This is a genomic window from Burkholderia sp. Z1 (assembly GCF_014893795.1).
GTDB classification, from domain to species: domain Bacteria; phylum Pseudomonadota; class Gammaproteobacteria; order Burkholderiales; family Burkholderiaceae; genus Burkholderia; species Burkholderia theae.
Genome location: NZ_JACFYL010000001.1, coordinates 2,687,415 through 2,708,958, shown reverse-complemented (window position 1 = coordinate 2,708,958; position 21,544 = coordinate 2,687,415). Strand labels below are relative to the sequence as shown.

The following is a 21,544-nucleotide window of genomic DNA, read 5'->3' as shown; positions in this document are numbered from 1 at the left end:
GTTACTTCGCCGTGTCGGGCGCCCACTTGTCGCTGGCGGGCGGCTGGTAGCGACGCAGCTGCTCGATCAGTTCGACGGGCTTCGAATCGACGCACAGCGCGTCGAAATAGGTCGGACGCATGAAACCTTCGTCGACCGTATGGCGCAGCAACGCGATCAGCGGATCGTAGAACGAATCGATGTTGTAGAGCGCGACGGGCTTGCGGTGATAACCGAGCTGCGCCCACGTGTAGACCTCGAAGAACTCCTCGAGCGTGCCGGCGCCGCCGGGCATCGCGACGAACGCGTCGGCGAGGTCGGCCATCATTTTCTTGCGGTGGTGCATGTCGGGTACGACGTGCAGTTCCGACAGCCCCGTATGGCCGACTTCCTTGTCGACGAGCAGTTCGGGGATCACGCCGACCGCACGGCCGCCGGCCGCCATCACTTCGTCGGCGATCACGCCCATCAGGCCGACGCGGCCGCCGCCGTAGACGAGCGTGAGGCCCGCATCGACGAGCGCACGGCCGAACGCGCGCGCGGCGTCGGCATAGAGGGGCCGCACGCCTGACGACGAGCCGCAATAAACGCACACAGCCTTCATTGCTTGGCGTCCTTCGCGGGGGCTTGCCCGACGGTGACCGGCCCGCCGGCGGGGCGCGGCGAACCGTCGCGCGGAGGCAGGTAGTCGGTGAACTGGCGCTTGGGCAGCTTGCCGGAGACCAGGTCGTCGAACAGCTGGCGCGAACGCCCGCGCAGGTACGGCGCCATCACGGAGATCACGTGCATGCTGACCTGGTGCAGTTCCTCGCGGATTGCGTCCTGGTCGTTGTACTTGCGCGGATGCATCACGTACTGATACGACAGCCAGTACGTCGAGATGACGGCCATGTTGGTTGCGATGACCTCGATCTCGGCGGGCGTCGCGACCATCTCCGCGTCGGACACGAGCAACTCGCACATGTCGTGCGCGAAGCGCACCTTGTGGCTGATGATCTGCTTGAAGTGCGTCTCGAGCGTGCGGTTGCGGGCGAGCAGGTCGTTGAGGTCGCGATACAGGAACCGGTAGGTCCACATGAAATCGGCCATGTACTGCAGGTACGACCAGGTTTCGTCGATCGTCGGACGATGATCTTCGGGGAAGCGCAGCCGCCGTTCGATCTGCTGCTCGAACTGCGCGAAGATGCTGTTGATGATGTCGTCCTTGTTGCGGAAATGGTAGTACAGGTTGCCTGGACTGATTTCCATTTCCTCGGCGATCGTCGTGGTCGTGACGTTCGGCTCGCCGATCTCGTTGAAGAGTTTCAACGACAACTCGAGAATCCGTTCGCGGGTGCGGCGGGGAGGTTTCGCTTCCATGTCGTCCGGCCCTGTGTGTGCCGGACTGGCGGGCGCTGCAATCGATGCTGCGTGATTCGTCCGGCGCGGGTTGCTGTTCTATGTCTAGCGGACGATTATAAACCGGGGTTTCGCCACATCGGGCGCATTTCGTGATCGCGGCCCCGCGCGGCGCATGGTGCAGCGCCGCACGCGGGCGGTGCCGAGGGCACCCGCCGGGCAGCCGTCTAGAAGCCGAGCCAGTGTGCGACGACCGGGCCGAGCACGAAGCCCCACGTCGTCACGCACGCGAACAGCGCGACCGTCACGGCCGCGCTGCCGAGGTCCTTCGCGCGCTTGGACAACTCATGGCGTTCGAGCGAGATGCGGTCGATCGCGGCCTCGACGCTCGAGTTCAGCAACTCGACGATCAGCACCAGCAGCACCGAGGCGATCAGCAGCGCGCGCGACGCGGCCGGCACTGGCGCGAACGCGCCGATCGGGAGCATCAGCGCGGCGAGCGTGAGCTCCTGGCGAAACGCGCTCTCCTCGCGAATCGCGACACGAAAGCCGTTCAGCGAGTGCTTGAGTGCGTACCAGGCGCGCGTGATGCCGCGGTGGCGCTTGTACGGGTTCGGCGGCAGCGGGGTCAGTTGATCGTCGGGGCCGAGCGGTTCGTGCGCGTGCACGTCTGCTTCGGCGTGCGGCTCGTCCTCGTCGAACGGGCGGTGCCGATGCTGCGGCGCGGCGGGGGGCGGGGTCTTGTCGTTCAGGTCTCGTTTCAAACGGCGGCACCTTCGGCTGGCGAGTACGCGGTCTTCGGCAGCGGCTTCAGATGCGACGCGAACTGCTCGGATGCGGCGCGCCACGAGAAGCGTTCCGCCCACGCGCGCGCGGTCGTGCGTTCGATCTTCAGCGCTTCGAGGCAGGCTTCCTGCAGGTCCTCGTGCATCGAGCCTGCGTCGCCGCCACTGAGCACGTCGATCGGGCCCGTGACGGGATACGCGGCAACCGGCGTGCCGCAGGCGAGCGCCTCGAGCAGCACGAGGCCGAACGTGTCGGTGCGACTCGGGAACACGAACACGTCGGCCGCAGCATACACCTTCGCGAGCTCGGCCTGTGACAGCACGCCGAGATAGTTCGCCTCCGGATAGCGCGACTTCAGCTCGGCGAGCGCGGGGCCTTCGCCCGCGACCCACTTCGAGCCGGGCAGGTCGAGGCGCAGGAACGCCTCGACGTTCTTCTCGATCGCGACGCGGCCTACGTACAGGAAGATCGGCCGCGCGGTGTTGAGCACCTTCGACTCCATCGGCCGGAACACGTCGAGATCGACGCCGCGGGTCCACAGCACGACGTTCGTGAAGCCGAATTTCTCGAGGTCGTCCTTGACGACCGGCGTCGGCGCCATCACCGCGAGCGACGGGCCGTGGAACCAGTGCAGGAAGCGGTAGGTCGCGGCCAGCGGGATGCCGAAGCGCGCCTGCACGTATTCCGGAAAGCGCGTGTGGTACGCGGTCGTGTACGGCAGCTTGCGCGAGCGCGCATAGCGTCGCGCGGCGAGGCCGAGCGGGCCTTCGGTCGCGATGTGCAGCGCGTCGGGCGCGAACGCGTCGATCCGCGCGCGCAGCTTGCGGTACGGCAGGATCGACAGGCGGATCTCGGGGTAGGTCGGGCAGGGCACCGTGCGGAATTCCAGCGGTGTCAGCAGTTCGACGCGATGGCCGAGCGCGGTGAGTTCGCGCGCCGTGCTCTTCAGCGTGCGCACGACGCCGTTGACCTGCGGTTCCCACGCATCGGTGACGATCATGATCTTCATCGCGGCATTGTCCTGTAAGTAGAGTTGTGTCAGGCAGTGGCCTTGGCCTTGCGCGACGAGGTCTCCGACGGCGCGGCGCGCATCACCGTCCAGTAGACGATCTTCAGTTCGCCTTCCATCGTTTCGACGAGCGCGGACAGGCTTTCGACCCAGTCGCCGTCGTTGCAGTACAGCACGCCGTCGATATCGCGGATCTCTGCCTTGTGGATGTGGCCGCACACGACGCCGTCGCAGCCGCGGCGGCGCGCTTCGTCGGTCATCACGGTTTCGAACTGCGAGATGAAGTTGACCGCGTTCTTCACCTGGTGCTTCAGGTACTGCGACAGCGACCAGTACTGGAAGCCGAGCCGGCTGCGGATCCGGTTGAACCAGCGGTTCAGTACGAGGATCAGCGTGTAGAGCGTGTCGCCGAGGTACGCGAGCCATTTCGCGTGCTGGATCACGCCGTCGAACAGGTCGCCGTGCACGATCCACAAACGTTTGCCCGCGAGCGTCGTGTGGAAGGCCTCGCCGCGCACCTGGATGTCGCCGAACGCGAGGTCGCAGAACTGCCGTGCGCCTTCGTCGTGGTTGCCGGGGATATAGACGACCTGTGTGCCCTTGCGCGCCTTGCGCAGGATCTTCTGCACGACGTCGTTGTGCGCCTGCGGCCAGTACCAGCCTTTCTTCAACTGCCAGCCGTCGATGATGTCGCCGACGAGGTACAGGTATTCCGAATCGTTGTGGCGCAGGAAGTCGAGCAGGTACGGCGCCTGGCAACCACTCGAGCCGAGGTGGATGTCGGACAGCCAGATGGTGCGATAGCGATGCGCGGACGAGTCGGGGTCGTCGTGCGGCGTGACGTGCTCGGCAGGTGGTTCTTGCGATGCCAGGTCATCGGCTGCGGCCGAGCCGGACAGGAAGGCGGTGACGGCGCGGGCGCCGATCGGGTGACGGAAGAGGGAGGTCGCGGACGATTTCTGGCCCATGCATGACTCGCGCCGGTTGACATTACCGGCATTCCGCCATGCGGGCGTGACTGTGCCATGACAGTCACGAGACGTTCTTATTACGACCGTTGCAGGGTGTTTAGCAGTGAATGAAAGGGTGTTGTGTAATCTGCCGCACCGAACGGCCGGCGGTTGTCCGGCCGGTCGTCAGATCGGGTGGGATAAGCCTGGGTGAATGGCTTTCGTCTGGCGAATGCGGCGCGTCAGCGCGTCACCGCGGGATGGCGACGACGCGCGTGCGCGCGATCCGGTCGTGCGGGAACTGGCGGCCGGCATGCAGCCGCGCGGCGCCGGCCCACGCGACGATCCACGCGGCGGCGAGCGCGAGCGTGACGGGCACCGACACGCCGAGCAGCGGATGCAGCGCGAGCGGCGGCAGGAACCACAGCCAGCCGAGCGCATAACGAACGAGCGCGTGGGCCGCGCTCAGCGGCCGGCCGCTCGACGATTCGAGCCGCAGCCGCCAGGTCTTCATCGGCAGGGTCTGGCCGCCGTGCGTCCAGAACCAGACGAAGTACGCGCCGATGACGAGCGCGATCCAGGCGGCGAGCAGGTTGTGGTGGACGAGGCCGTTGCGTTGTTGCGTCGCGAGGCTGAACGCGAGCCCGGCGAAGAATACGACGCCGAACAGCAGCACGCCTTCGTAGAGCAGCGCGGCGAGGCGCCGCCGCACGGACGGCGCGGCGGCCGGAGTCCCGGGTGCGGGGGCGGTCGCCACGGCCGCTCAGGAGCCCTTGAACAGCGAAGGTGCGTCGGCGGGCGACACTGGCGCCACGGCGGCCGGTGCGGAAGCGGTGCCGGCCGTCGACGACGCGGGCACCGGCGTCGCGGCGGCGCCGGCCGATGCGGGCGCCGCCGCGGCGGCTGCGCCGCTTGCCGGGTGTTCGTGCGAATTGACGAGGCGGCGGACGTCACGGTCGGCGACGGTCGGCGGCGCGCTGACGACGCTCGGCCGGCGGCGGCGCTCGGCGGCCGCGAGACGTTCCTTCTGCTCCTCGGGGAGTTGCTGGTAGGCCTTCCACGCGCGCTCGCGCGCCTGGGCGGAAAGCTCCTTCGCGCTCTGGTAGTTCTCGCGTGCGACGCGGCGCTGGTCGGGTGTCATCCGCGCCCATTCGGCCATCCGGTCCTGCAGGCGCTTTTGATCATCAGGCGTCAATTTCGCGAAACGTGACGCGATCTTCAGCCATTTACGCTTGCGGGCATCACTGAAGCCGTCCCACTGGTCGGCGAACGGCGCGAGTGCCGCGTGCTGCGCCGGCGTGAGGCGCGCCCACGACAGCGGGCCGGTGGCGGCCGGCAGCGGCAGGGGCAGCGGGGTGAGGTCGGTGCTCAGCCCGGCCGCGGCCGATGCGGGCGCGGCAGGGTTGCTGGCCGCGACGGTCGTCGTCGCGGGGGGCGGGTTGAATCGCGAATAGGTGGCGACGTAGGAAACGGCGATCGCGATCACGCATCCGAAAAATACGGCCAGGCCGCGCTTCTGACTCACCCGTGCGATCCCCTCGTTATTGTCTGTTAGTGAGCGCGCGAAAGATACGCGTTGAACCCGTGATCGAGATACGCGTTGAGCGGCAGGTCGTCGCTGAGCATCGCCGCGTCGATATCGGCGAGTTCGGCGGTGCGCTGCAGGTCTTCCCAGTAGGCGATGCCGACGAGCCCCGCGAGCAGCAGCGCGAGCGGCCACGCGCGCAGCAGACGGCGCGCGAGCGACGCCTGCGGGCGGCTCGTGGGCGCCGGGCCGAATGCGCCGCCGGCCGCGCCGGCGAAGGCCGGCACGAACACCGGCGCGGTCGCGGCTTCGGGCTTCTTGCGCGCGAGCGCAGCCCGACGGGCGACGGCCAGCCGGTCGGTGGTCTCGGCTGGCAGTGCGGCCGCGTGCTCGTCCAGCGCGCGGCGCACCTTCAGCGCGAATTCGTGTTCTCGATTTGCGGGAGCGAAGCTCATAGCGTGATTCCTTTGGCCTTGAGCGCGTGCGCCAGGGTGTGGGTGGCTCGTGAGCAGTGCGTCTTGACGCTGCCTTCGGAGCACCCCATCGCGGCGGCAGTCTCGGCGACATCCATATCTTCCCAATAACGCATCAGGAACGCTTCCCGTTGACGTGCCGGAAGTTTCTGGATTTCTTCGTCGATCAGGGCCAGAACCTGCTCTCGTTCGAGGCGGTGCTCGCTGCTCTCGACACCCGCGTTGTCGTCCGCGGATTCGAGCGTTTCGAGGGGGTCGAAGTCGTCGTCGTCGGTGTTGTTCAGCGACGAGAAGAGCGTAACCCAGGTGTTGCGGACTTTCTGCCGGCGAAACCAGTCGTGGATCGCGTTCTGCAGGATCCGCTGAAAAAGCAGCGGCAATTCAGCCGCCGGCCGGTCGCCGTACTTCTCCGCAAGCTTGATCATCGCGTCCTGCACGATGTCGAGCGACGCATCGTCGTCACGCACGGCGTACGCAGCCTGCTTGAACGCGCGCCTTTCGACGCCCGCCAGAAAGTCGGCGAGTTCCTTGTCTGATGCCATTCCGTAAAGGTATGCGCTGCGGACTGCGGCGTGTGAAAGGTCGAAAAATTTCGTAAAACCCGCGGATGCTATCAAATTTTCGTGCCGCTTGGCACCGGGTTGGCCGCCGCGCGTTGCGCGCGAGCCGCGGCGGCGGGGTGCCGGACGGCGCGCATGATGCGCTGCGGGATATTTTGCTTGACGCCCCAATCATGACCCGCTATCGTCAATGATTCGCAACATGAAGTGATGGTCTCATTTGAGGCTGGCCCAAGAAGCCCGCCCTTCAAACTGGACGCGCCGCTTGAACCCGAGCCACAAGCCCGGCAGAGAGCACCCAATCAATTTTTTGCCGAAAATTCGAAAGGTCAAAATGAACATGCCCAGCGCGGAATTCTCCACGTCGGAACCCCTTTCCCCTCCCGATAGCGACTCCATCGGCGGTACCGTGCTCATGAAGGCACTGGCCGACGAAAACGTCGAATTCATCTGGGGCTACCCCGGCGGCTCGGTTCTCTACATCTACGACGAGCTTTACAAGCAGGACAAGATTCAGCACGTGCTGGTGCGCCACGAACAGGCGGCCGTGCACGCAGCCGATGCGTATGCGCGTTCCACCGGCAATGTCGGCGTCTGTCTCGTGACGTCCGGCCCCGGTGTCACCAACGCGGTGACCGGCATCGCAACGGCGTACATGGATTCGATCCCGATGGTCGTGATCAGCGGCCAGGTGCCGACGGCTGCGATCGGCCAGGACGCATTCCAGGAATGCGACACGGTCGGCATCACGCGTCCTTGCGTGAAGCACAACTTCCTCGTGAAGGACGTGCGCGACCTCGCGGAAACCGTCAAGAAGGCGTTCTACATCGCCCGCACGGGCCGTCCGGGCCCGGTGCTGATCGACATCCCGAAGGACATCTCGAAGACGCCGTGCGAGTACGTGCCCGTCAAGAGCGTGTCGCTGCGTTCGTACAACCCCGTCACGAAAGGCCATTCGGGTCAGATCCGCAAGGCCGTGTCGCTGCTGCTGACCGCGAAGCGTCCCTACATCTACACGGGTGGCGGCATCATCCTCGCCGACGCGTCGCGTGAACTGAACCAGTTCGCGGACCTGCTCGGCTACCCGGTCACGAACACGTTGATGGGCCTCGGCGGCTATCGCGCGTCGGACAAGAAATTCCTCGGCATGCTCGGCATGCACGGCACCTACGAAGCGAACATGGCGATGCAGCACTGCGACGTGCTGATCGCGATCGGTGCCCGCTTCGACGACCGCGTGATCGGCGACCCGGCGCACTTCGCGTCGCGTCCGCGCAAGATCATCCACATCGACATCGACCCGTCGTCGATCTCGAAGCGCGTGAAGGTCGATATCCCGATCGTCGGCGACGTGAAGGAAGTGCTGAAGGAGCTGATCGAGCAACTGCAGACGGCCGAGCATGGCCCCGACACCGAGGCGCTCGCGCAATGGTGGAAGGACATCGAGGGCTGGCGCTCGAAGGACTGCCTGAAGTTCGACCGCGAAAGCGAGATCATCAAGCCGCAGTACGTGGTCGAGAAGGCGTGGGAACTGACGGACGGCAATGCGTTCGTGTGTTCGGACGTCGGCCAGCACCAGATGTGGGCTGCGCAGTTCTACCGTTTCAACAAGCCGCGTCGCTGGATCAACTCCGGCGGCCTCGGCACGATGGGCTTCGGCCTGCCGGCAGCGATGGGCGTCAAGATGGCGCACCCGGACGACGACGTGCTGTGCATCACGGGCGAAGGCTCGATCCAGATGTGCATCCAGGAACTGTCGACCTGCCTGCAGTACGACACGCCCGTGAAGATCATTTCGCTGAACAACCGCTACCTCGGCATGGTCCGCCAGTGGCAGCAGATCGAATACAGCAAGCGCTATTCGCATTCGTACATGGATGCGCTGCCCGATTTCGTGAAGCTCGCCGAAGCGTACGGCCATGTCGGCATGCGGATCGAAAAGACCTCGGATGTGGAGCCGGCGCTGAAGGAAGCGCTGCGCCTGAAGGATCGCACCGTGTTTCTCGACTTCCAGACCGATCCGACCGAAAACGTCTGGCCGATGGTACAGGCCGGCAAGGGCATCACCGAGATGCTGCTCGGATCGGAAGATCTGTAACGGCGCGACGCGCGCGGGCCCGGATGCGGCCGCCTTCACGAAGGGCGGTGCGGCACGTGGCGGCGCGCGGCGCGAGTGAATCGACACGGACACATTCTGGAAGAAGCGAACATGAGACACATCATTTCCGTCCTGCTGGAGAACGAACCGGGCGCGCTGTCGCGCGTGGTCGGTCTGTTTTCCGCACGCGGCTACAACATCGAAACCTTGACGGTGGCGCCGACCGAAGACCAATCGCTGTCGCGGCTCACCATCGTTTCCATTGGCTCCGACGACGTGATCGAACAGATCACGAAGCATCTGAACCGCCTGATCGAGGTGGTGAAAGTGGTGGACCTGACCGACGGTGCACACATCGAACGCGAGCTGATGCTGATCAAGGTACGTGCAGTGGGCAAGGAGCGCGAAGAAATGAAGCGGATGGCGGACATTTTCCGCGGCCGCATCATCGACGTGACCGAAAAGACCTACACGATCGAATTGACGGGCGCGAGCGACAAGCTCGACGCATTCATCCAGGGGCTGGACGCGGGCGCGATCCTCGAGACCGTGCGCACCGGCAGCTCCGGCATCGGACGCGGCGAGCGCATCCTGAAGGTGTGATGCCCAAAGGCACGCCGGGTGCGCCGTCATGTCCCGGCCCGCAGTACTCCATCTGAACGAATTATTGAATTTTTTGAATTAGCGAAGGAACCATCATGAACGTTTTCTACGACAAAGACGCTGACCTCTCCCTCATCAAGGGCAAGCAAGTCACGATCATCGGCTACGGCTCGCAAGGCCATGCACACGCGCTGAACCTGAAGGAAAGCGGCGTGAACGTGACGGTCGGCCTGCGCAAGGGCGGCGCGTCGTGGAGCAAGGCCGAGAACGCCGGCCTGTCGGTCAAGGAAGTCGCGGAAGCCGTGAAGGGCGCGGACGTCGTGATGATGCTGCTGCCGGACGAGCAGATCGCCGACGTGTACGCGAAGGAAGTGCACGCGAACATCAAGCAGGGCGCGGCGCTGGCATTCGCGCACGGCTTCAACGTCCACTACGGCCAGGTGATCCCGCGCGCCGACCTCGACGTGATCATGATCGCGCCGAAGGCACCGGGCCACACCGTGCGCGGCACGTACTCGCAAGGTGGCGGCGTGCCGCACCTGATCGCGGTTGCGCAGAACAAGTCGGGCGCGGCACGCGACATCGCGCTGTCGTACGCGGCAGCGAACGGCGGCGGCCGTGCGGGCATCATCGAGACGAACTTCCGTGAAGAGACCGAAACCGACCTGTTCGGCGAGCAGGCCGTGCTGTGCGGCGGTACCGTCGAGCTGATCAAGGCCGGCTTCGAAACGCTGGTCGAAGCGGGTTACGCGCCGGAAATGGCGTACTTCGAGTGCCTGCACGAACTGAAGCTGATCGTCGACCTGATCTACGAAGGCGGCATCGCGAACATGAACTACTCGATCTCGAACAACGCCGAGTACGGCGAGTACGTGACGGGCCCGCGCGTCGTCACGGAAGAGACGAAGAAGGCGATGAAGCAGTGCCTGACCGACATCCAGACGGGCGAGTACGCAAAGAGCTTCATTCTCGAGAACAAGGCCGGCGCTCCGACGCTGCAATCGCGCCGCCGCCTGACGGCCGAGCACGAGATCGAGCAGGTCGGCGCGAAGCTGCGCGCGATGATGCCGTGGATCGCGAAGAACAAGCTCGTCGACCAGTCGAAGAACTAAGCACCGCGTGCTGTTCCGGCCCTTCGAGTGAAGGGTCGGCATCAAAAAGCCGTCCGAAGGCAGCAGTGCCCCGGGCGGCTTTTGTTATGCTACGGGCTTTGCAATTCACCGAACACAGAACGAATCCATGAACTATCCTCATCCGATCATCGCGCGCGAAGGCTGGCCGTTCATCGCGATTGCTGCCGTCATCGCGCTGTTGATCCACGCCGTCGGGGGCTTCGGCTTCGCGTGGCCGTTCTGGCTGCTGCTCGCTTTCGTCGTCCAGTTCTTCCGCGATCCGCAGCGCCCGATCCCGGCCCAGCCGAACGCGGTGCTGTGCCCGGCGGACGGCCGCATCGTCGCGGTCGAGACCACGCAGGATCCGTATGCGAACCGCGAAGCGCTGAAGATCAGCGTGTTCATGAATGTCTTCAACGTCCATTCGCAGCGTTCGCCGGTCGATGGCGCGATCACCAAGGTCGAATACTTCCCGGGCGCGTTCCTGAACGCGGCGATCGACAAGGCGTCGACCGAGAACGAGCGCAATGCGGTCGTGATCCAGACGGCGAGCGGCAAGACCGTCACCGCCGTGCAGATCGCCGGCCTCGTTGCCCGCCGGATTCTCTGCTACGTCCGCGCCGGCGAGCCGCTGTCGCGCGGTCAGCGCTACGGTTTCATCCGCTTCGGTTCGCGCGTCGACGTGTACCTGCCGATCGGCAGCCGCGCGAAGGTGTCGATCGGCGAGAAGGTCTACGCGTCGTCGACGATCCTCGCCGAGCTCGAACAGTAAGCGGCGGGGCGCACGATGGCCGCATTCAAACCGCGCCGGCCGCGCAACGGCTCCAGCCAGACGCCACGCCCGTTCCGCCGCAACAAGGGGATGGCGCCCGATCCGGTGCCCATCGAGAGCCGCCGCGCGTCGCGCCAGCGCTTCCTGAAGACGCGCGGCATCTACCTGCTGCCGAACGCGTTCACGACCGCCGCGCTGTTCTGCGGCTTCTTCGCGGTCGTGCAGGCGATGAACGTGCGCTTCGAGATCGCCGCGATCGCGATTTTCGTCGCGATGGTGCTCGACGGGATGGACGGGCGCGTCGCGCGCATGACGCATACGCAAAGCGCGTTCGGCGAGCAGTTCGACAGCCTGTCCGACATGGTGTCGTTCGGTGTCGCGCCCGCGCTCGTGATGTACGAGTGGGTGCTGAAGGATCTCGGTCGCTGGGGCTGGCTCGCCGCGTTCGTCTACTGCTCGGGCGCCGCGCTGCGTCTCGCGCGCTTCAATACCAACATCGGGGTCGTCGACAAGCGCTTCTTCCAGGGGCTGCCGAGCCCGGCCGCCGCCGCGCTGATCGCGGGCTTCGTGTGGCTCGCGACCGACAACCGCGTGCCGATGAAGCTCGGCTGGCTGCCGTGGGTCGCGTTCGTGCTGACGATCTACGCGGGCGTGACGATGGTGTCCAACGCGCCGTTCTACAGCGGCAAGGCGCTCGACGTACGGCATCGCGTGCCGTTCGCGGCGATCCTGCTCGTCGTCGTCGCGTTCGTGCTCGTGTCGTCCGATCCGCCGCTGATGCTGTTCTGCCTGTTCGTGCTGTACGGGCTGTCCGGCTATGTGTTCTGGGGCTATATGGCCATCCGCGGGCGGGCGAACCCGGCGCGCTCGTCGCAGCGCGATCACTGACCCGATACGCGATTTGACCGGAAACGGCGGCCTCGAGGCCGCCGTTTTCATTTGCCCCTGTTTGAATGGGGCGGCCCGGAGCGCCCGGGTGCCGTCCGATTGCGCGTCCAGCGGAATGCCGCTATAGTCTTCGGCATGACTGCATTTCCCCGCCTCTCCCTCCTTCTAGCCGGTGCGCCGCTACGCGCGCTAGCGTTGGCGCGCCTGCCGCGCTGACCGTTCTCGCCCTCCGTCAAGCTTCGTCTGTTGTTGAGCGTCGCCAGCGGTGGCGCGATCTCATTACGTTTGACTTCCGTATAAAGAGCCCTGGAGCCCCCCATGACAGACAAGCTGATCATTTTCGATACGACGTTGCGTGACGGCGAACAATCGCCTGGCGCGTCGATGACGAAGGAAGAGAAAATCCGCATCGCGAAGCATCTCGAGCGGATGAAGGTCGACGTGATCGAAGCCGGCTTCGCGGCCAGCTCGAACGGCGACTTCGACGCGATTCACACGATCGCCGGTCTCGTGAAGGACAGCACGATCTGTTCGCTGGCCCGGGCCAACGACAAGGACATCCAGCGCGCGGCCGACGCGCTGAAGCCGGCCAACAGCTTCCGGATCCACACGTTCATCGCGACGTCGCCGCTGCACATGGAGAAGAAGCTGCGGATGACGCCCGACCAGGTGTTCGAGCAGGCGCGCCTCGCGGTGCGCTTCGCGCGCAAGTTCACCGACAACGTCGAATTCTCGCCGGAAGACGGCAGCCGCTCCGATCTGGATTTCCTCTGCCGCGTGCTGGAAGCCGTGATTGCCGAAGGTGCGACGACGATCAACATTGCCGACACGGTCGGTTATGGCGTGCCGGAGCTTTACGGCAACCTCGTGAAGACGCTGCGCGAACGCATTCCGAACTCGGACAAGGCGATTTTCTCGGTGCACTGCCATAACGACCTCGGGATGGCCGTCGCGAACTCGCTCGCCGGCGTGAAGATCGGCGGCGCGCGTCAGATCGAGTGCACGATCAACGGTCTCGGCGAGCGCGCGGGCAACACGTCGCTGGAAGAAATCGTGATGGCCGTGAAGACCCGCAAGGACTACTTCGGCCTCGACGTCGGCATCGACACGACGCAGATCGTGCCGACGTCGAAGCTCGTGTCGCAGATCACCGGTTTCGTCGTGCAGCCGAACAAGGCCGTGGTCGGCGCGAACGCGTTCGCGCATGCGTCGGGCATCCACCAGGACGGCGTGCTGAAGGCGCGCGACACCTACGAGATCATGCGCGCGGAAGACGTGGGCTGGACCGCGAACAAGATCGTGCTCGGCAAGCTGTCGGGCCGCAACGCGTTCAAGCAGCGCCTGCAGGAGCTCGGCGTGTCGCTCGACAGCGAAGCGGAACTGAACGCCGCGTTCATGCGCTTCAAGGATCTGGCCGACCGCAAGTCCGAGATCTTCGACGAGGACATCATCGCGATCGTGTCTGAGGAATCGGCGCTCGCGCACGAGCAGGAGCACTTCAAGTTCGTGTCGCTGTCGCAGCGTTCGGAAACGGGCGAGCAACCGCAGGCGAAGATCGTGTTCGCGGTCGAGGGCAAGGAAGTGACCGGCGAAGCGCGCGGCAACGGGCCGGTCGACGCGACGTTCAACGCGATCGAGGGCGAAGTCGGCAGCGGTTCCGAGCTGCTGCTGTACTCGGTGAACGCGATCACGACCGGTACGCAGGCGCAGGGCGAAGTGACCGTCCGGCTGTCGAGGAGCGGGCGCATCGTCAATGGCGTCGGCACTGATCCGGACATCGTCGCCGCGTCCGCGAAGGCGTATATCTCCGCGCTGAACAAGCTGCATTCGAAGGACGACAAGGTCAACCCGCAGCGCTCATAAGCGCCGCGCGCGGCGCATCGCCGAAACGCCCCGTGCGGCCCAGTGCCGCCGGGGCGTTTTTTCATGCGCCGTTCATTCGGCGGCCGGCGCGCGGAACATCCAGCGGCGGCCGGCCGGGCGGGGCGCCGGGCTGCGTCGGCGGAACTCGACCGTGATCCCGCGCAGCGGCGCATCGGCGACGAACGCGTCGAGCAGTTCGAGCACGTCGTGATCGATGTAGTCGGCACGTGTCGCGTCGATGATCACTGCCGCCCGGTCCGGAATGTGCCGCAGATGATGCTTGACCTGCACCTTGCCGAGAAACGAGACGTCCTTGCGGAACGACAGCAGGAAGTGGTCGTCGTGCTGCGCGAGCGTGACGGGGCTTTTCAGGTTCGCGACGGCGACCGCCAGCACGCTGCAGGCGAGGCCGAACGCGATGCCGAACAGCAGGTCGACCGCGAGCACGCCGGCGATCGTCGCGGCGAACGGCGCGAACGCGGCCGGCCCCTGCTTCAACACCGCGCGGAACAGCGCCGGTTTCGCGAGCTTGAAGCCGGTGTGGATCAGGATCGCGGCAAGGCTCGCAAGCGGGATCAGGTTGATCAGGCCGGTGAGCGCGAACACGCTTGCAAGCAGCAGCATCCCGTGGACGATTGCCGACATCCGGCTTTGCGCGCCCGCGTTGACGTTCACCGAGCTGCGCACGATCACCGACGTGATCGGCAGGCCGCCGAACGCACCCGCGACGAGATTGCCGACGCCCTGTGCCTTCAGCTCGCGGTCGGGTTGGGTCGGCCGGCGCTTCGGGTCGATCTGTTCGACCGCTTCGAGGCTCAGCAGCGTTTCGAGGCTGGCAACGACCGCGAGCGTGATCGCGACGCGCCACACGTCCGGATTGACGAGCTGTGCGAAGTTCGGGCCGAGTTCCGCGTGCTTGAGCGAGGCCGCGAACGCCGCGAACGAGCCGAGCTCGGGCAGCGTCACGCGATGGGCGGCGCCCGGCGCGACCGACGGCGCGACGACGCCCAGCACGAGCGTGGCGCCGATGCCCAGGACGACGACCGCGAGTGGCGCGGGCACCGAACGCACCAGCGCGAAGCGGCGCAGTGCGGGCGTGTCCCACGCGATCAGCAGCGCGAGCGAGGCGAGCGCGATGGCCGTGGCCGCCCACGCGACCGGCAGGCCCGGCCACGAAGCAAACGATTGCGCAGCTGAGCCGCCGATGCCGAACGCAAACGGAATCTGCTTCACGATCAGCAGCAGGCCGATCGCGGCGAGCATGCCCTTGATGACGGGCGACGGCACGTAGGCGGCGAAGCGGCCGGCACGCAGCATGCCGAACCCGAACTGCAGCACGCCGGACAGCAGCACCGCGAGCAGGAACGCGGAGAAGCTGCCGAGCTGCGCGATCCCTTCGACGACGATCACGACGAGCCCGGCGGCCGGTCCGCTGACGGACAGCGACGAGCCGCTCAGCAGCGCGACGACGATGCCGCCGACAATGCCGGACACGAGCCCGGCGAACGGTTCGACACCGGATGCGTTGGCGATGCCGAGACACAGCGGCAGCGCAACGAGAAAAACGACGATGCCGGCGACGATGTCGCGCGGCAGGGTGGACAGGCGCTCGTTCAGTTTCATGGTTGGGGTGATTTCATTGGCTTGGGGGGCAGCGGGGTACGCGTCAGTCGAGCGCGGCGGCCGTCGCGGCCGGCACGGGTTCGACGTTGGCAGGCGGCGTCGCGTAGCCGGAATCGAGCTCCAGCAGGCGGCCGTCGGCGAGCGAAAAAATCCAGCCGTGCACGAGCGGCGGCCGTTCCCGGCCCCGCACGATCGGCGACGCGCGCAGCAACCGCACCTGTTCGAGCACGTTCAGTTCGGCGAGGCGGTCGGCGGCGACCGTGTCGTCGAGCCCGTCGAGCGTGTCGCGATGGCGCCGCGCGAGCGCGCAGAGCGGCGCGATGCGGCGCGCGACGTGCGGCAGGTCGGACGGCGGCGGCAGCAGCGACGCGCGCACGCCACCGCACCCGTAGTGCCCGCACACGATCACGTGGTCGACCTGAAGCACGCGTACCGCGTACTCGAGCACGCTGGCGGAATTGTCGTCGTCGGGGTGGAACAGGTTCGCGATGTTGCGATGGACGAACAGCTCGCCGGGTGCGCAATGCGTGATGGTTTCGGCCGGCACGCGGCTGTCCGAGCAGCCGATCCACAGCACGCGCGGATTCTGGCCGCGCGCGAGCGCGTCGAAAAAGCCGGGCGTGTGTTCGCGCGTCTCGCGGGCCCACGCGATGTTGGCGACCAGCATGCTCTTGGGGCGATTCATAGGACTCCTTTTTGATAAAGGCAAATGAATATCGGCCGAATTGGCGCAATATGATGCTTTCTAAATTGAAAGGTTGAATTTCGACTGATATTAGGGGTATGCCCTAGCGTTCCGGGTGTCCTGAAACAAATTGTTTCAAATTGACTGAACGTAGTGCATCGCCTGCACCAACCCGACGCATGACATGCATGGCGCATGCCTGTTTCCGCGCGAAGGCCCGCATGACGGGGATTTCAGCGTATTGCCATCGGAATGTCATCGATCGGAAAAGATTTCCGTCGCATTTTCTGAATTAATTAGATGGCGGAAAAAAGGAAATGGCCATTTACGCAATAATTCGTGAATGGCCATGGTGAAAATTGCGCGTCAATGCGTAATCGATCAGAACATGTTGCGGCGATCGGGATCGTGCAACGGGTCCGGCGTTTTCTGCGTGATGCGCAGAATGCCCTGCGGATCGAAATAGAAGCTGTACATCATGTACCAGACGTTGTCCTCGAGATACCGGTACGTCCACACCTCGCGCTTCATCAGCGGGAAGTAGGATGTCTCGACGGGGCGTCCGAAATTGACGAGGACATCGGTCTTCGTCCACTTGCCGATCTCCGCGCGATAGAACTCGCTCGGTTGCAGTACCTGGCGCACGTTGACGATCTTGTGAGCGGCGTCGACGTCGGCCGCGACCGTGACCTCGCCCATCGGCTGGGTCGGCCACATCAGGCGCTTGCCGCCGCCGGGCAGGTCGTAGATCTCGCGTGGCGGGCCCATGCGCGCGACGATTGCCGACTCGTCCTGGCCGGCCTGGTATTGCTGCCACGGTTGCGCGCAACCGGCCAGCAGCGCGGCGGCACCGGCCAACAGCACCGGCAGGCGCGCGGGAATGCGAATGCCCATGGGGATTCTCCAGAACACGGAAACACATCCCGTTTTATCACGGACGGCGCGCGACGGCGCGTCGTGCGAAAAAAATCGGTGCAGATCGCCGGTGCTGCGATGCTTGCGGGCGGCAGGGGCGCCGGCCTATGATCCGCGCTTCTCGGGCAGATTGACGGGCAGGTAGCCGATGCAGGGATGGAAGCGGTGTGCGCTCGCGTTGAGCGCGGGCTGGATGCTGGTGTCGTCCGCGTTTGCCGCGGGCGAGCCGGTGCGGATCGCGCTGATCGAAGGGATGTCGGGCCCGTTCGCGAACGCGGGCGCGGCGGTCGAGCGCAACCTGCGCTTCGGTGTCGAGCAGGTCAACGCGGCGGGCGGCGTGAAGCTGCGCGACGGCGCGCATCCGCTCGAGCTGGTCGTGCTCGACAGCAAGGGCAGCCCGGAGGAGGCACTCGTGCAGTTGCGCGCGGCCGCGGACCGCCATATCGGTTTCGTCGCGCAGGGCAACAGCTCGGCTGTCGCGGCCGCACTCGTCGCGGCGCTCGACAAGCTGAACGCGCGCGATCCGGACAACCGGATGCTGTTCCTCAACTATTCGGCCGACGATCCGGCGCTGACCGGCGCGCGCTGCAGTTTCTGGCATTTCCGCTTCGACGCGCATGCAGGCATGCGGATGGCCGCGCTCGCGGACGTGATGGCGAGCGACCGCGCGCTGCGCAAGGTTTATCTGCTGAACCAGGACTACAGCTTCGGCCACGACGTGAGCACACTCGCACGGCAGGCGCTTGCCGCACGGCGCCCCGACGTGACGATTGCCGGCGACGAATTCCACCCGATCGGCCGGATCAAGGATTTCTCGCCGTACGTCGCGAAGATCCGCGCGAGCGGTGCCGATGCCGTCGTGACCGGCAACTGGGGCAACGACCTCACGCTGCTCGTGAAGGCGGCGCGCGAGCAGGGGCTGAATGCGAAGTTCTATACGTTCTACGGCAACAGCCTCGGCGCACCGGCGGCACTCGGCGACGCCGGGGTCGGGCGAGTCGTGGCCGTCGCGGACTGGCACCCGAACGCGGGCGGCGCGAAATCCGACGCGTTCTACCGCGCGTTCCGGACCCGTTTCCCGGCCGCGCAGGACGACTATCCGGTGCGGCGCATGAGCCTGATGATCGAGATGCTGGCCGCCGCGATGAACCGCGCGGGTTCGGCCGACCCCGTCGCGGTCGCGCGTGCGCTCGAGGGCCTGTCGTTCGACGACGGCTTCCACGCGTCGCGGATGCGCGCGCAGGATCATCAGCTGATCCAGCCCCTTTACGTGATGCAGATGGACAAGGCCGGCACGCCGGGCGTGCGCTTCGACAACGAGGGTTCTGGCTACGGCTTCCGGACGGTGCTCGCGGTGCCGGCGCAGCGCACGGAGATGCCGTCGACCTGCTCGATGACGCGCCCGTGACAGGAGGCGGTAAGAAAGGCGTGGAGTTGTGCTACAATGCCCGCCGGTTGTAAGTCACGGCACGGCCATTCTTCCGTGTCCGCCTGTTCAGTTAGAAAGGAAATCAAATGTCTGTTGCAGATATCAAGAAGTCGGAAGTCGTTGCTCAGTTCGCCCGCGGTACCAACGACACGGGTTCGCCCGAAGTCCAGGTCGCACTGCTGACCGCACGTATCGTCGAACTGACGGGTCACTTCAAGACCCACGCGAAGGATCACCACAGCCGCCGCGGCCTGCTGCGCATGGTTAGCCGCCGCCGCAAGCTGCTCGACTACCTCAAGGGCAAGGATGCCGACCGTTACCGCGCGCTGATCGAGAAGCTGGGTCTGCGTAAGTAATCGAGGCGATTGCCGCCAGCAAGATGCCTGTGTCAGTCCGCTGATACAGGCATTTTGTTTTTGCGCGGTGCGTAGCGTCACGCGCACCGCAGGCTGTCCGGCCATTCGTGCCGGGCTGCCGGGACGGCCGATACCGGAGTCGGGATTTGTGTCATTCCAGCGCGCCGCTGCATGAGCGCCGCGCTGGAATGGCATAAGAAACACACCTTGCTCCGGGTGATTCGGTCGCGACGCCGCCGCACGGCAGGGCCGATGCGGTGAATGATAGAAATGCATTCAAAGGAGCAACCATGTCCATGTTCAACAAGGTCGTGAAGGAATTCCAGTGGGGCCAGCACAAGGTGCGCCTCGAAACCGGTGAAGTCGCTCGCCAGGCGAGCGGTGCGGTGATCGTCGACGTCGAAGACACCGTCGTGCTGGCAACCGTCGTCGGCGCGAAGTCGGCGAAGCCGGGTCAGGATTTCTTCCCGCTGACCGTCGACTACCTCGAGAAGACCTACTCGGCCGGCAAGATCCCGGGCGGCTTCTTCCGCCGCGAAGGCCGTCCGTCGGAGCACGAGACGCTGACGTCGCGCCTGATCGACCGTCCGCTGCGCCCGCTGTTCCCGGAAGGCTTCTACAACGAAGTCCAGGTCGTGATCCACGTGCTGTCCGTGAACCCGGAAGTCCCGGCGGACATCCCCGCGCTGATCGGCGCATCGGCCGCGCTCGCCGTGTCGGGCCTGCCGTTCAACGGCCCGGTCGGTGCCGCGCGCGTCGCGTACATCGACAACGCCTACGTGCTGAACCCGACGCGTGACCAGATCAAGGCATCGAGCCTCGATCTCGTCGTCGCAGGTACGGAACGCGCGGTGCTGATGGTCGAGTCGGAAGCCGATCAACTGTCGGAAGAAGTGATGCTGGGCGCCGTGGTGTTCGGCCACGAGCAGATGCAAGTGGCGATCGACGCGATCCACGAACTGGTGCGCGAAGGTGGCAAGCCCGAGTGGGACTGGCAGCCGGCGCCGAAGAACGAAGCGCTGATCGCGCGCGTGACCGAACTGGCGCAGAACGACCTGCTCGCTGCTTACCAGCTCCGCGACAAGCAAGCCCGTTCGACGAAGCTGAAGGAAGTCTACTCGGCGACCTTGGCGAAGCTCGAGGAAGACGCGCAGGCGGCCGGTACGGCAGCGGCCGACAAGGCCACCGTCGGCAACGTCCTGTTCGACATCGAAGCCAAGATCGTCCGTTCGCAGATCCTGAACGGCGAGCCGCGCATCGACGGCCGCGACACGCGCACCGTGCGCCCGATCGAGATCCGCACCGGCGTGCTGCCGCGTACCCACGGCTCGGCGCTGTTCACGCGCGGCGAGACGCAGGCGCTGGTCGTCGCGACGCTCGGCACGAAGGGTGACGAGCAGATCATCGACGCGCTCGAAGGCGAATACCGCGAGCGCTTCATGCTCCACTACAACATGCCCCCGTTCGCGACCGGCGAAACGGGCCGCGTCGGCTCGCCGAAGCGTCGCGAAATCGGCCACGGCCGCCTCGCGAAGCGCGCGCTGGTCAAGTGCCTGCCGAGCGCCGACGAATTCGGCTACTCGATCCGCGTCGTGTCGGAAATCACCGAGTCGAACGGTTCGTCGTCGATGGCATCGGTGTGCGGCGGCTGCCTCGCGCTGATGGACGCCGGCGTGCCGATGAAGGCGCACGTCGCGGGTATCGCGATGGGCCTGATCCTCGAAGGCAACAAGTTCGCGGTGCTGACCGACATCCTCGGCGACGAAGATCACCTCGGCGACATGGACTTCAAGGTGGCCGGCACGGAACAAGGCGTGACGGCGCTGCAGATGGACATCAAGATCCAGGGCATCACGAAGGAAATCATGCAGGTCGCGCTCGCACAGGCGAAGGAAGGCCGCATGCACATCCTCGGCAAGATGACGTCGGCGGTCTCGGGTGCGAACACGCAACTGTCGGAATTCGCGCCGCGCATGATCACGATCAAGATCAACCCGGAAAAGATCCGCGACGTGATCGGCAAGGGCGGTTCGGTGATCCGCGCGCTGACGGAAGAAACGGGCACGACCATCGACATTTCGGACGACGGCGTCGTGACGATCGCGAGCACGAACAGCGACGGCATGGCCGAAGCGAAGAAGCGCATCGAGAACATCACGGCCGAGATCGAAGTCGGCCAGGTGTACGAAGGCACGGTGCTGAAGCTGCTCGATTTCGGCGCGATCGTGAACCTGCTGCCGGGCAAGGATGGCCTGCTGCACATCTCGGAAATCGTCAACGAGCGTGTGAAGGACATCAACGACTACCTGAAGGAAGGTCAGCAGGTCAAGGTCAAGGTGATCCAGACGGACGAAAAGGGTCGCGTGCGTCTGTCGGCCAAGGCGCTGCTGAATGAAGCAGCGGCGTCGTCGCAGTCGGATACGCCGCCGCAGCAGTAAGCGGGCAGGCGGACCAACGGCCGGCAGTGCGAAAGCGCGCCGGCCGTTTTTTCTGTAGCATCGTTGTGCGGCGCAGCAGCGCCGGCGAGGCGCCCGTGCCGCGCGCACGGGTGTGCGATCCGATTCCGATCCAGGAGCGACC

General features: G+C 65.5%; 21 protein-coding genes. 9 read left to right on the top strand and 12 right to left on the bottom strand.

Annotated features, from left to right (window positions below; all coding sequences use genetic code 11):
- Position 1: 1 nt before the first annotated feature.
- The 9 genes from H3H55_RS12540 to H3H55_RS12500 all read right to left on the bottom strand — a co-directional run bounded on the left by H3H55_RS12540 (position 2) and on the right by H3H55_RS12500 (position 6,602).
- The gene (locus H3H55_RS12540) at positions 2-583 is read right to left on the bottom strand and encodes a TIGR00730 family Rossman fold protein (protein ID WP_193098770.1); all 582 of its coding nucleotides are present in this window, start codon (positions 581-583) and stop codon (positions 2-4) included.
- On the bottom strand, positions 580-1,338 hold the full coding sequence (locus H3H55_RS12535; RefSeq protein WP_048249327.1) for a TetR/AcrR family transcriptional regulator: 759 nt from the start codon (positions 1,336-1,338) through the stop codon (positions 580-582). Before H3H55_RS12535 ends, H3H55_RS12540 begins: the two co-directional genes overlap by 4 nt.
- Positions 1,339-1,544: 206 nt before the next feature.
- Complete coding sequence (locus H3H55_RS12530; RefSeq protein ID WP_193098769.1) at positions 1,545-2,081, bottom strand: diacylglycerol kinase; 537 nt, start codon at positions 2,079-2,081, stop codon at positions 1,545-1,547.
- The gene (locus H3H55_RS12525; RefSeq protein ID WP_129512621.1) at positions 2,078-3,112 is read right to left on the bottom strand and encodes a glycosyltransferase family 4 protein; all 1,035 of its coding nucleotides are present in this window, start codon (positions 3,110-3,112) and stop codon (positions 2,078-2,080) included. The genes H3H55_RS12530 and H3H55_RS12525 overlap by 4 nt, the downstream gene beginning before the upstream one ends.
- Positions 3,113-3,141: 29 nt before the next feature.
- Positions 3,142-4,080, bottom strand: a complete 939-nt coding sequence (locus tag H3H55_RS12520) for a UDP-2,3-diacylglucosamine diphosphatase (protein WP_048249332.1) — start codon at positions 4,078-4,080, stop codon at positions 3,142-3,144.
- Between the two features lie 232 nt (positions 4,081-4,312).
- The gene (locus H3H55_RS12515; protein WP_193098768.1) at positions 4,313-4,819 is read right to left on the bottom strand and encodes an RDD family protein; all 507 of its coding nucleotides are present in this window, start codon (positions 4,817-4,819) and stop codon (positions 4,313-4,315) included.
- Positions 4,820-4,825: 6 nt separating this feature from the next.
- The gene (locus tag H3H55_RS12510; protein ID WP_193098767.1) at positions 4,826-5,587 is read right to left on the bottom strand and encodes a DUF3106 domain-containing protein; all 762 of its coding nucleotides are present in this window, start codon (positions 5,585-5,587) and stop codon (positions 4,826-4,828) included.
- 26 nt (positions 5,588-5,613) lie between these two features.
- Positions 5,614-6,042: a DUF3619 family protein gene (locus H3H55_RS12505; RefSeq protein ID WP_129512617.1), complete on the bottom strand. Its 429-nt coding sequence runs from the start codon at positions 6,040-6,042 to the stop codon at positions 5,614-5,616.
- A complete protein-coding gene (locus H3H55_RS12500) occupies positions 6,039-6,602 on the bottom strand; it encodes an RNA polymerase sigma factor (protein ID WP_048249338.1) in 564 nt (187 codons plus the stop codon). The genes H3H55_RS12505 and H3H55_RS12500 overlap by 4 nt, the downstream gene beginning before the upstream one ends.
- Before the next feature lie 352 nt (positions 6,603-6,954).
- Between H3H55_RS12500 and H3H55_RS12495 the strand changes: the two genes are divergently transcribed.
- The 6 genes from H3H55_RS12495 to H3H55_RS12470 all read left to right on the top strand — a co-directional run bounded on the left by H3H55_RS12495 (position 6,955) and on the right by H3H55_RS12470 (position 13,956).
- On the top strand, positions 6,955-8,718 hold the full coding sequence (locus H3H55_RS12495) for an acetolactate synthase 3 catalytic subunit (protein ID WP_048249340.1): 1,764 nt from the start codon (positions 6,955-6,957) through the stop codon (positions 8,716-8,718).
- 111 nt (positions 8,719-8,829) lie between these two features.
- Positions 8,830-9,321: an acetolactate synthase small subunit gene (gene ilvN / locus H3H55_RS12490; RefSeq protein WP_011352712.1), complete on the top strand. Its 492-nt coding sequence runs from the start codon at positions 8,830-8,832 to the stop codon at positions 9,319-9,321.
- A 95-nt stretch (positions 9,322-9,416) separates the two neighbouring features.
- Positions 9,417-10,433, top strand: coding sequence for a ketol-acid reductoisomerase (gene ilvC, locus H3H55_RS12485; RefSeq protein WP_048249341.1), 1,017 nt, complete (start codon positions 9,417-9,419; stop codon positions 10,431-10,433).
- A 127-nt stretch (positions 10,434-10,560) separates the two neighbouring features.
- Positions 10,561-11,205, top strand: coding sequence for a phosphatidylserine decarboxylase (locus H3H55_RS12480; protein WP_048249343.1), 645 nt, complete (start codon positions 10,561-10,563; stop codon positions 11,203-11,205).
- A 15-nt stretch (positions 11,206-11,220) separates the two neighbouring features.
- Positions 11,221-12,093: a CDP-diacylglycerol--serine O-phosphatidyltransferase gene (gene pssA / locus H3H55_RS12475; RefSeq protein ID WP_129512616.1), complete on the top strand. Its 873-nt coding sequence runs from the start codon at positions 11,221-11,223 to the stop codon at positions 12,091-12,093.
- Positions 12,094-12,411: 318 nt separating this feature from the next.
- On the top strand, positions 12,412-13,956 hold the full coding sequence (locus tag H3H55_RS12470) for a 2-isopropylmalate synthase (RefSeq protein WP_048249346.1): 1,545 nt from the start codon (positions 12,412-12,414) through the stop codon (positions 13,954-13,956).
- 72 nt (positions 13,957-14,028) lie between these two features.
- On the opposite strand, the gene H3H55_RS12465 is transcribed toward H3H55_RS12470, so the two are convergent.
- From H3H55_RS12465 to H3H55_RS12455, 3 genes are all read right to left on the bottom strand, one after another.
- Positions 14,029-15,579 carry a SulP family inorganic anion transporter gene (locus tag H3H55_RS12465; RefSeq protein ID WP_193098766.1) on the bottom strand — a complete coding sequence of 517 codons (1,551 nt, stop codon included), beginning with the start codon at positions 15,577-15,579 and terminating at the stop codon, positions 14,029-14,031.
- Positions 15,580-15,622: 43 nt separating this feature from the next.
- On the bottom strand, positions 15,623-16,264 hold the full coding sequence (locus tag H3H55_RS12460; RefSeq protein ID WP_193098765.1) for a carbonic anhydrase: 642 nt from the start codon (positions 16,262-16,264) through the stop codon (positions 15,623-15,625).
- A 381-nt stretch (positions 16,265-16,645) separates the two neighbouring features.
- The gene (locus tag H3H55_RS12455) at positions 16,646-17,158 is read right to left on the bottom strand and encodes a hypothetical protein (RefSeq protein ID WP_129512613.1); all 513 of its coding nucleotides are present in this window, start codon (positions 17,156-17,158) and stop codon (positions 16,646-16,648) included.
- Positions 17,159-17,327: 169 nt separating this feature from the next.
- On the opposite strand from H3H55_RS12455, the gene H3H55_RS12450 reads away from it, so the two are divergent.
- The 3 genes from H3H55_RS12450 to pnp all read left to right on the top strand — a co-directional run bounded on the left by H3H55_RS12450 (position 17,328) and on the right by pnp (position 21,402).
- Positions 17,328-18,587: a branched-chain amino acid ABC transporter substrate-binding protein gene (locus H3H55_RS12450; RefSeq protein WP_193098764.1), complete on the top strand. Its 1,260-nt coding sequence runs from the start codon at positions 17,328-17,330 to the stop codon at positions 18,585-18,587.
- Positions 18,588-18,694: 107 nt separating this feature from the next.
- Positions 18,695-18,964 (top strand): 30S ribosomal protein S15, encoded by a 270-nt coding sequence (gene rpsO, locus H3H55_RS12445; RefSeq protein ID WP_006398792.1) that lies wholly within the window; start codon positions 18,695-18,697, stop codon positions 18,962-18,964.
- A gap of 290 nt (positions 18,965-19,254) precedes the next feature.
- Complete coding sequence (gene pnp / locus H3H55_RS12440; protein ID WP_193098763.1) at positions 19,255-21,402, top strand: polyribonucleotide nucleotidyltransferase; 2,148 nt, start codon at positions 19,255-19,257, stop codon at positions 21,400-21,402.
- Positions 21,403-21,544: the final 142 nt, after the last annotated feature.

Excerpts from the sequence above, each read along its gene's own strand:
- H3H55_RS12470 (WP_048249346.1), top strand. The coding sequence starts at position 12,412 with ATGACAGACAAGCTGATCATTTTCGATACGACGTTGCGTGACGGCGAA.
- ilvC (WP_048249341.1), top strand. The coding sequence starts at position 9,417 with ATGAACGTTTTCTACGACAAAGACGCTGACCTCTCCCTCATCAAGGGC.
- ilvN (WP_011352712.1), top strand. The coding sequence starts at position 8,830 with ATGAGACACATCATTTCCGTCCTGCTGGAGAACGAACCGGGCGCGCTG.
- H3H55_RS12455 (WP_129512613.1), bottom strand. The coding sequence starts at position 17,158 with ATGGGCATTCGCATTCCCGCGCGCCTGCCGGTGCTGTTGGCCGGTGCC.
- H3H55_RS12535 (WP_048249327.1), bottom strand. The coding sequence starts at position 1,338 with ATGGAAGCGAAACCTCCCCGCCGCACCCGCGAACGGATTCTCGAGTTG.
- H3H55_RS12450 (WP_193098764.1), top strand. The coding sequence starts at position 17,328 with ATGCAGGGATGGAAGCGGTGTGCGCTCGCGTTGAGCGCGGGCTGGATG.
- rpsO (WP_006398792.1), top strand. The coding sequence starts at position 18,695 with ATGTCTGTTGCAGATATCAAGAAGTCGGAAGTCGTTGCTCAGTTCGCC.
- H3H55_RS12520 (WP_048249332.1), bottom strand. The coding sequence starts at position 4,080 with ATGGGCCAGAAATCGTCCGCGACCTCCCTCTTCCGTCACCCGATCGGC.
- H3H55_RS12460 (WP_193098765.1), bottom strand. The coding sequence starts at position 16,264 with ATGAATCGCCCCAAGAGCATGCTGGTCGCCAACATCGCGTGGGCCCGC.
- H3H55_RS12505 (WP_129512617.1), bottom strand. The coding sequence starts at position 6,042 with ATGAGCTTCGCTCCCGCAAATCGAGAACACGAATTCGCGCTGAAGGTG.
- H3H55_RS12500 (WP_048249338.1), bottom strand. The coding sequence starts at position 6,602 with ATGGCATCAGACAAGGAACTCGCCGACTTTCTGGCGGGCGTCGAAAGG.
- H3H55_RS12540 (WP_193098770.1), bottom strand. The coding sequence starts at position 583 with ATGAAGGCTGTGTGCGTTTATTGCGGCTCGTCGTCAGGCGTGCGGCCC.
- H3H55_RS12480 (WP_048249343.1), top strand. The coding sequence starts at position 10,561 with ATGAACTATCCTCATCCGATCATCGCGCGCGAAGGCTGGCCGTTCATC.
- H3H55_RS12525 (WP_129512621.1), bottom strand. The coding sequence starts at position 3,112 with ATGAAGATCATGATCGTCACCGATGCGTGGGAACCGCAGGTCAACGGC.
- H3H55_RS12495 (WP_048249340.1), top strand. The coding sequence starts at position 6,955 with ATGAACATGCCCAGCGCGGAATTCTCCACGTCGGAACCCCTTTCCCCT.
- pnp (WP_193098763.1), top strand. The coding sequence starts at position 19,255 with ATGTCCATGTTCAACAAGGTCGTGAAGGAATTCCAGTGGGGCCAGCAC.
- H3H55_RS12465 (WP_193098766.1), bottom strand. The coding sequence starts at position 15,579 with ATGAAACTGAACGAGCGCCTGTCCACCCTGCCGCGCGACATCGTCGCC.
- pssA (WP_129512616.1), top strand. The coding sequence starts at position 11,221 with ATGGCCGCATTCAAACCGCGCCGGCCGCGCAACGGCTCCAGCCAGACG.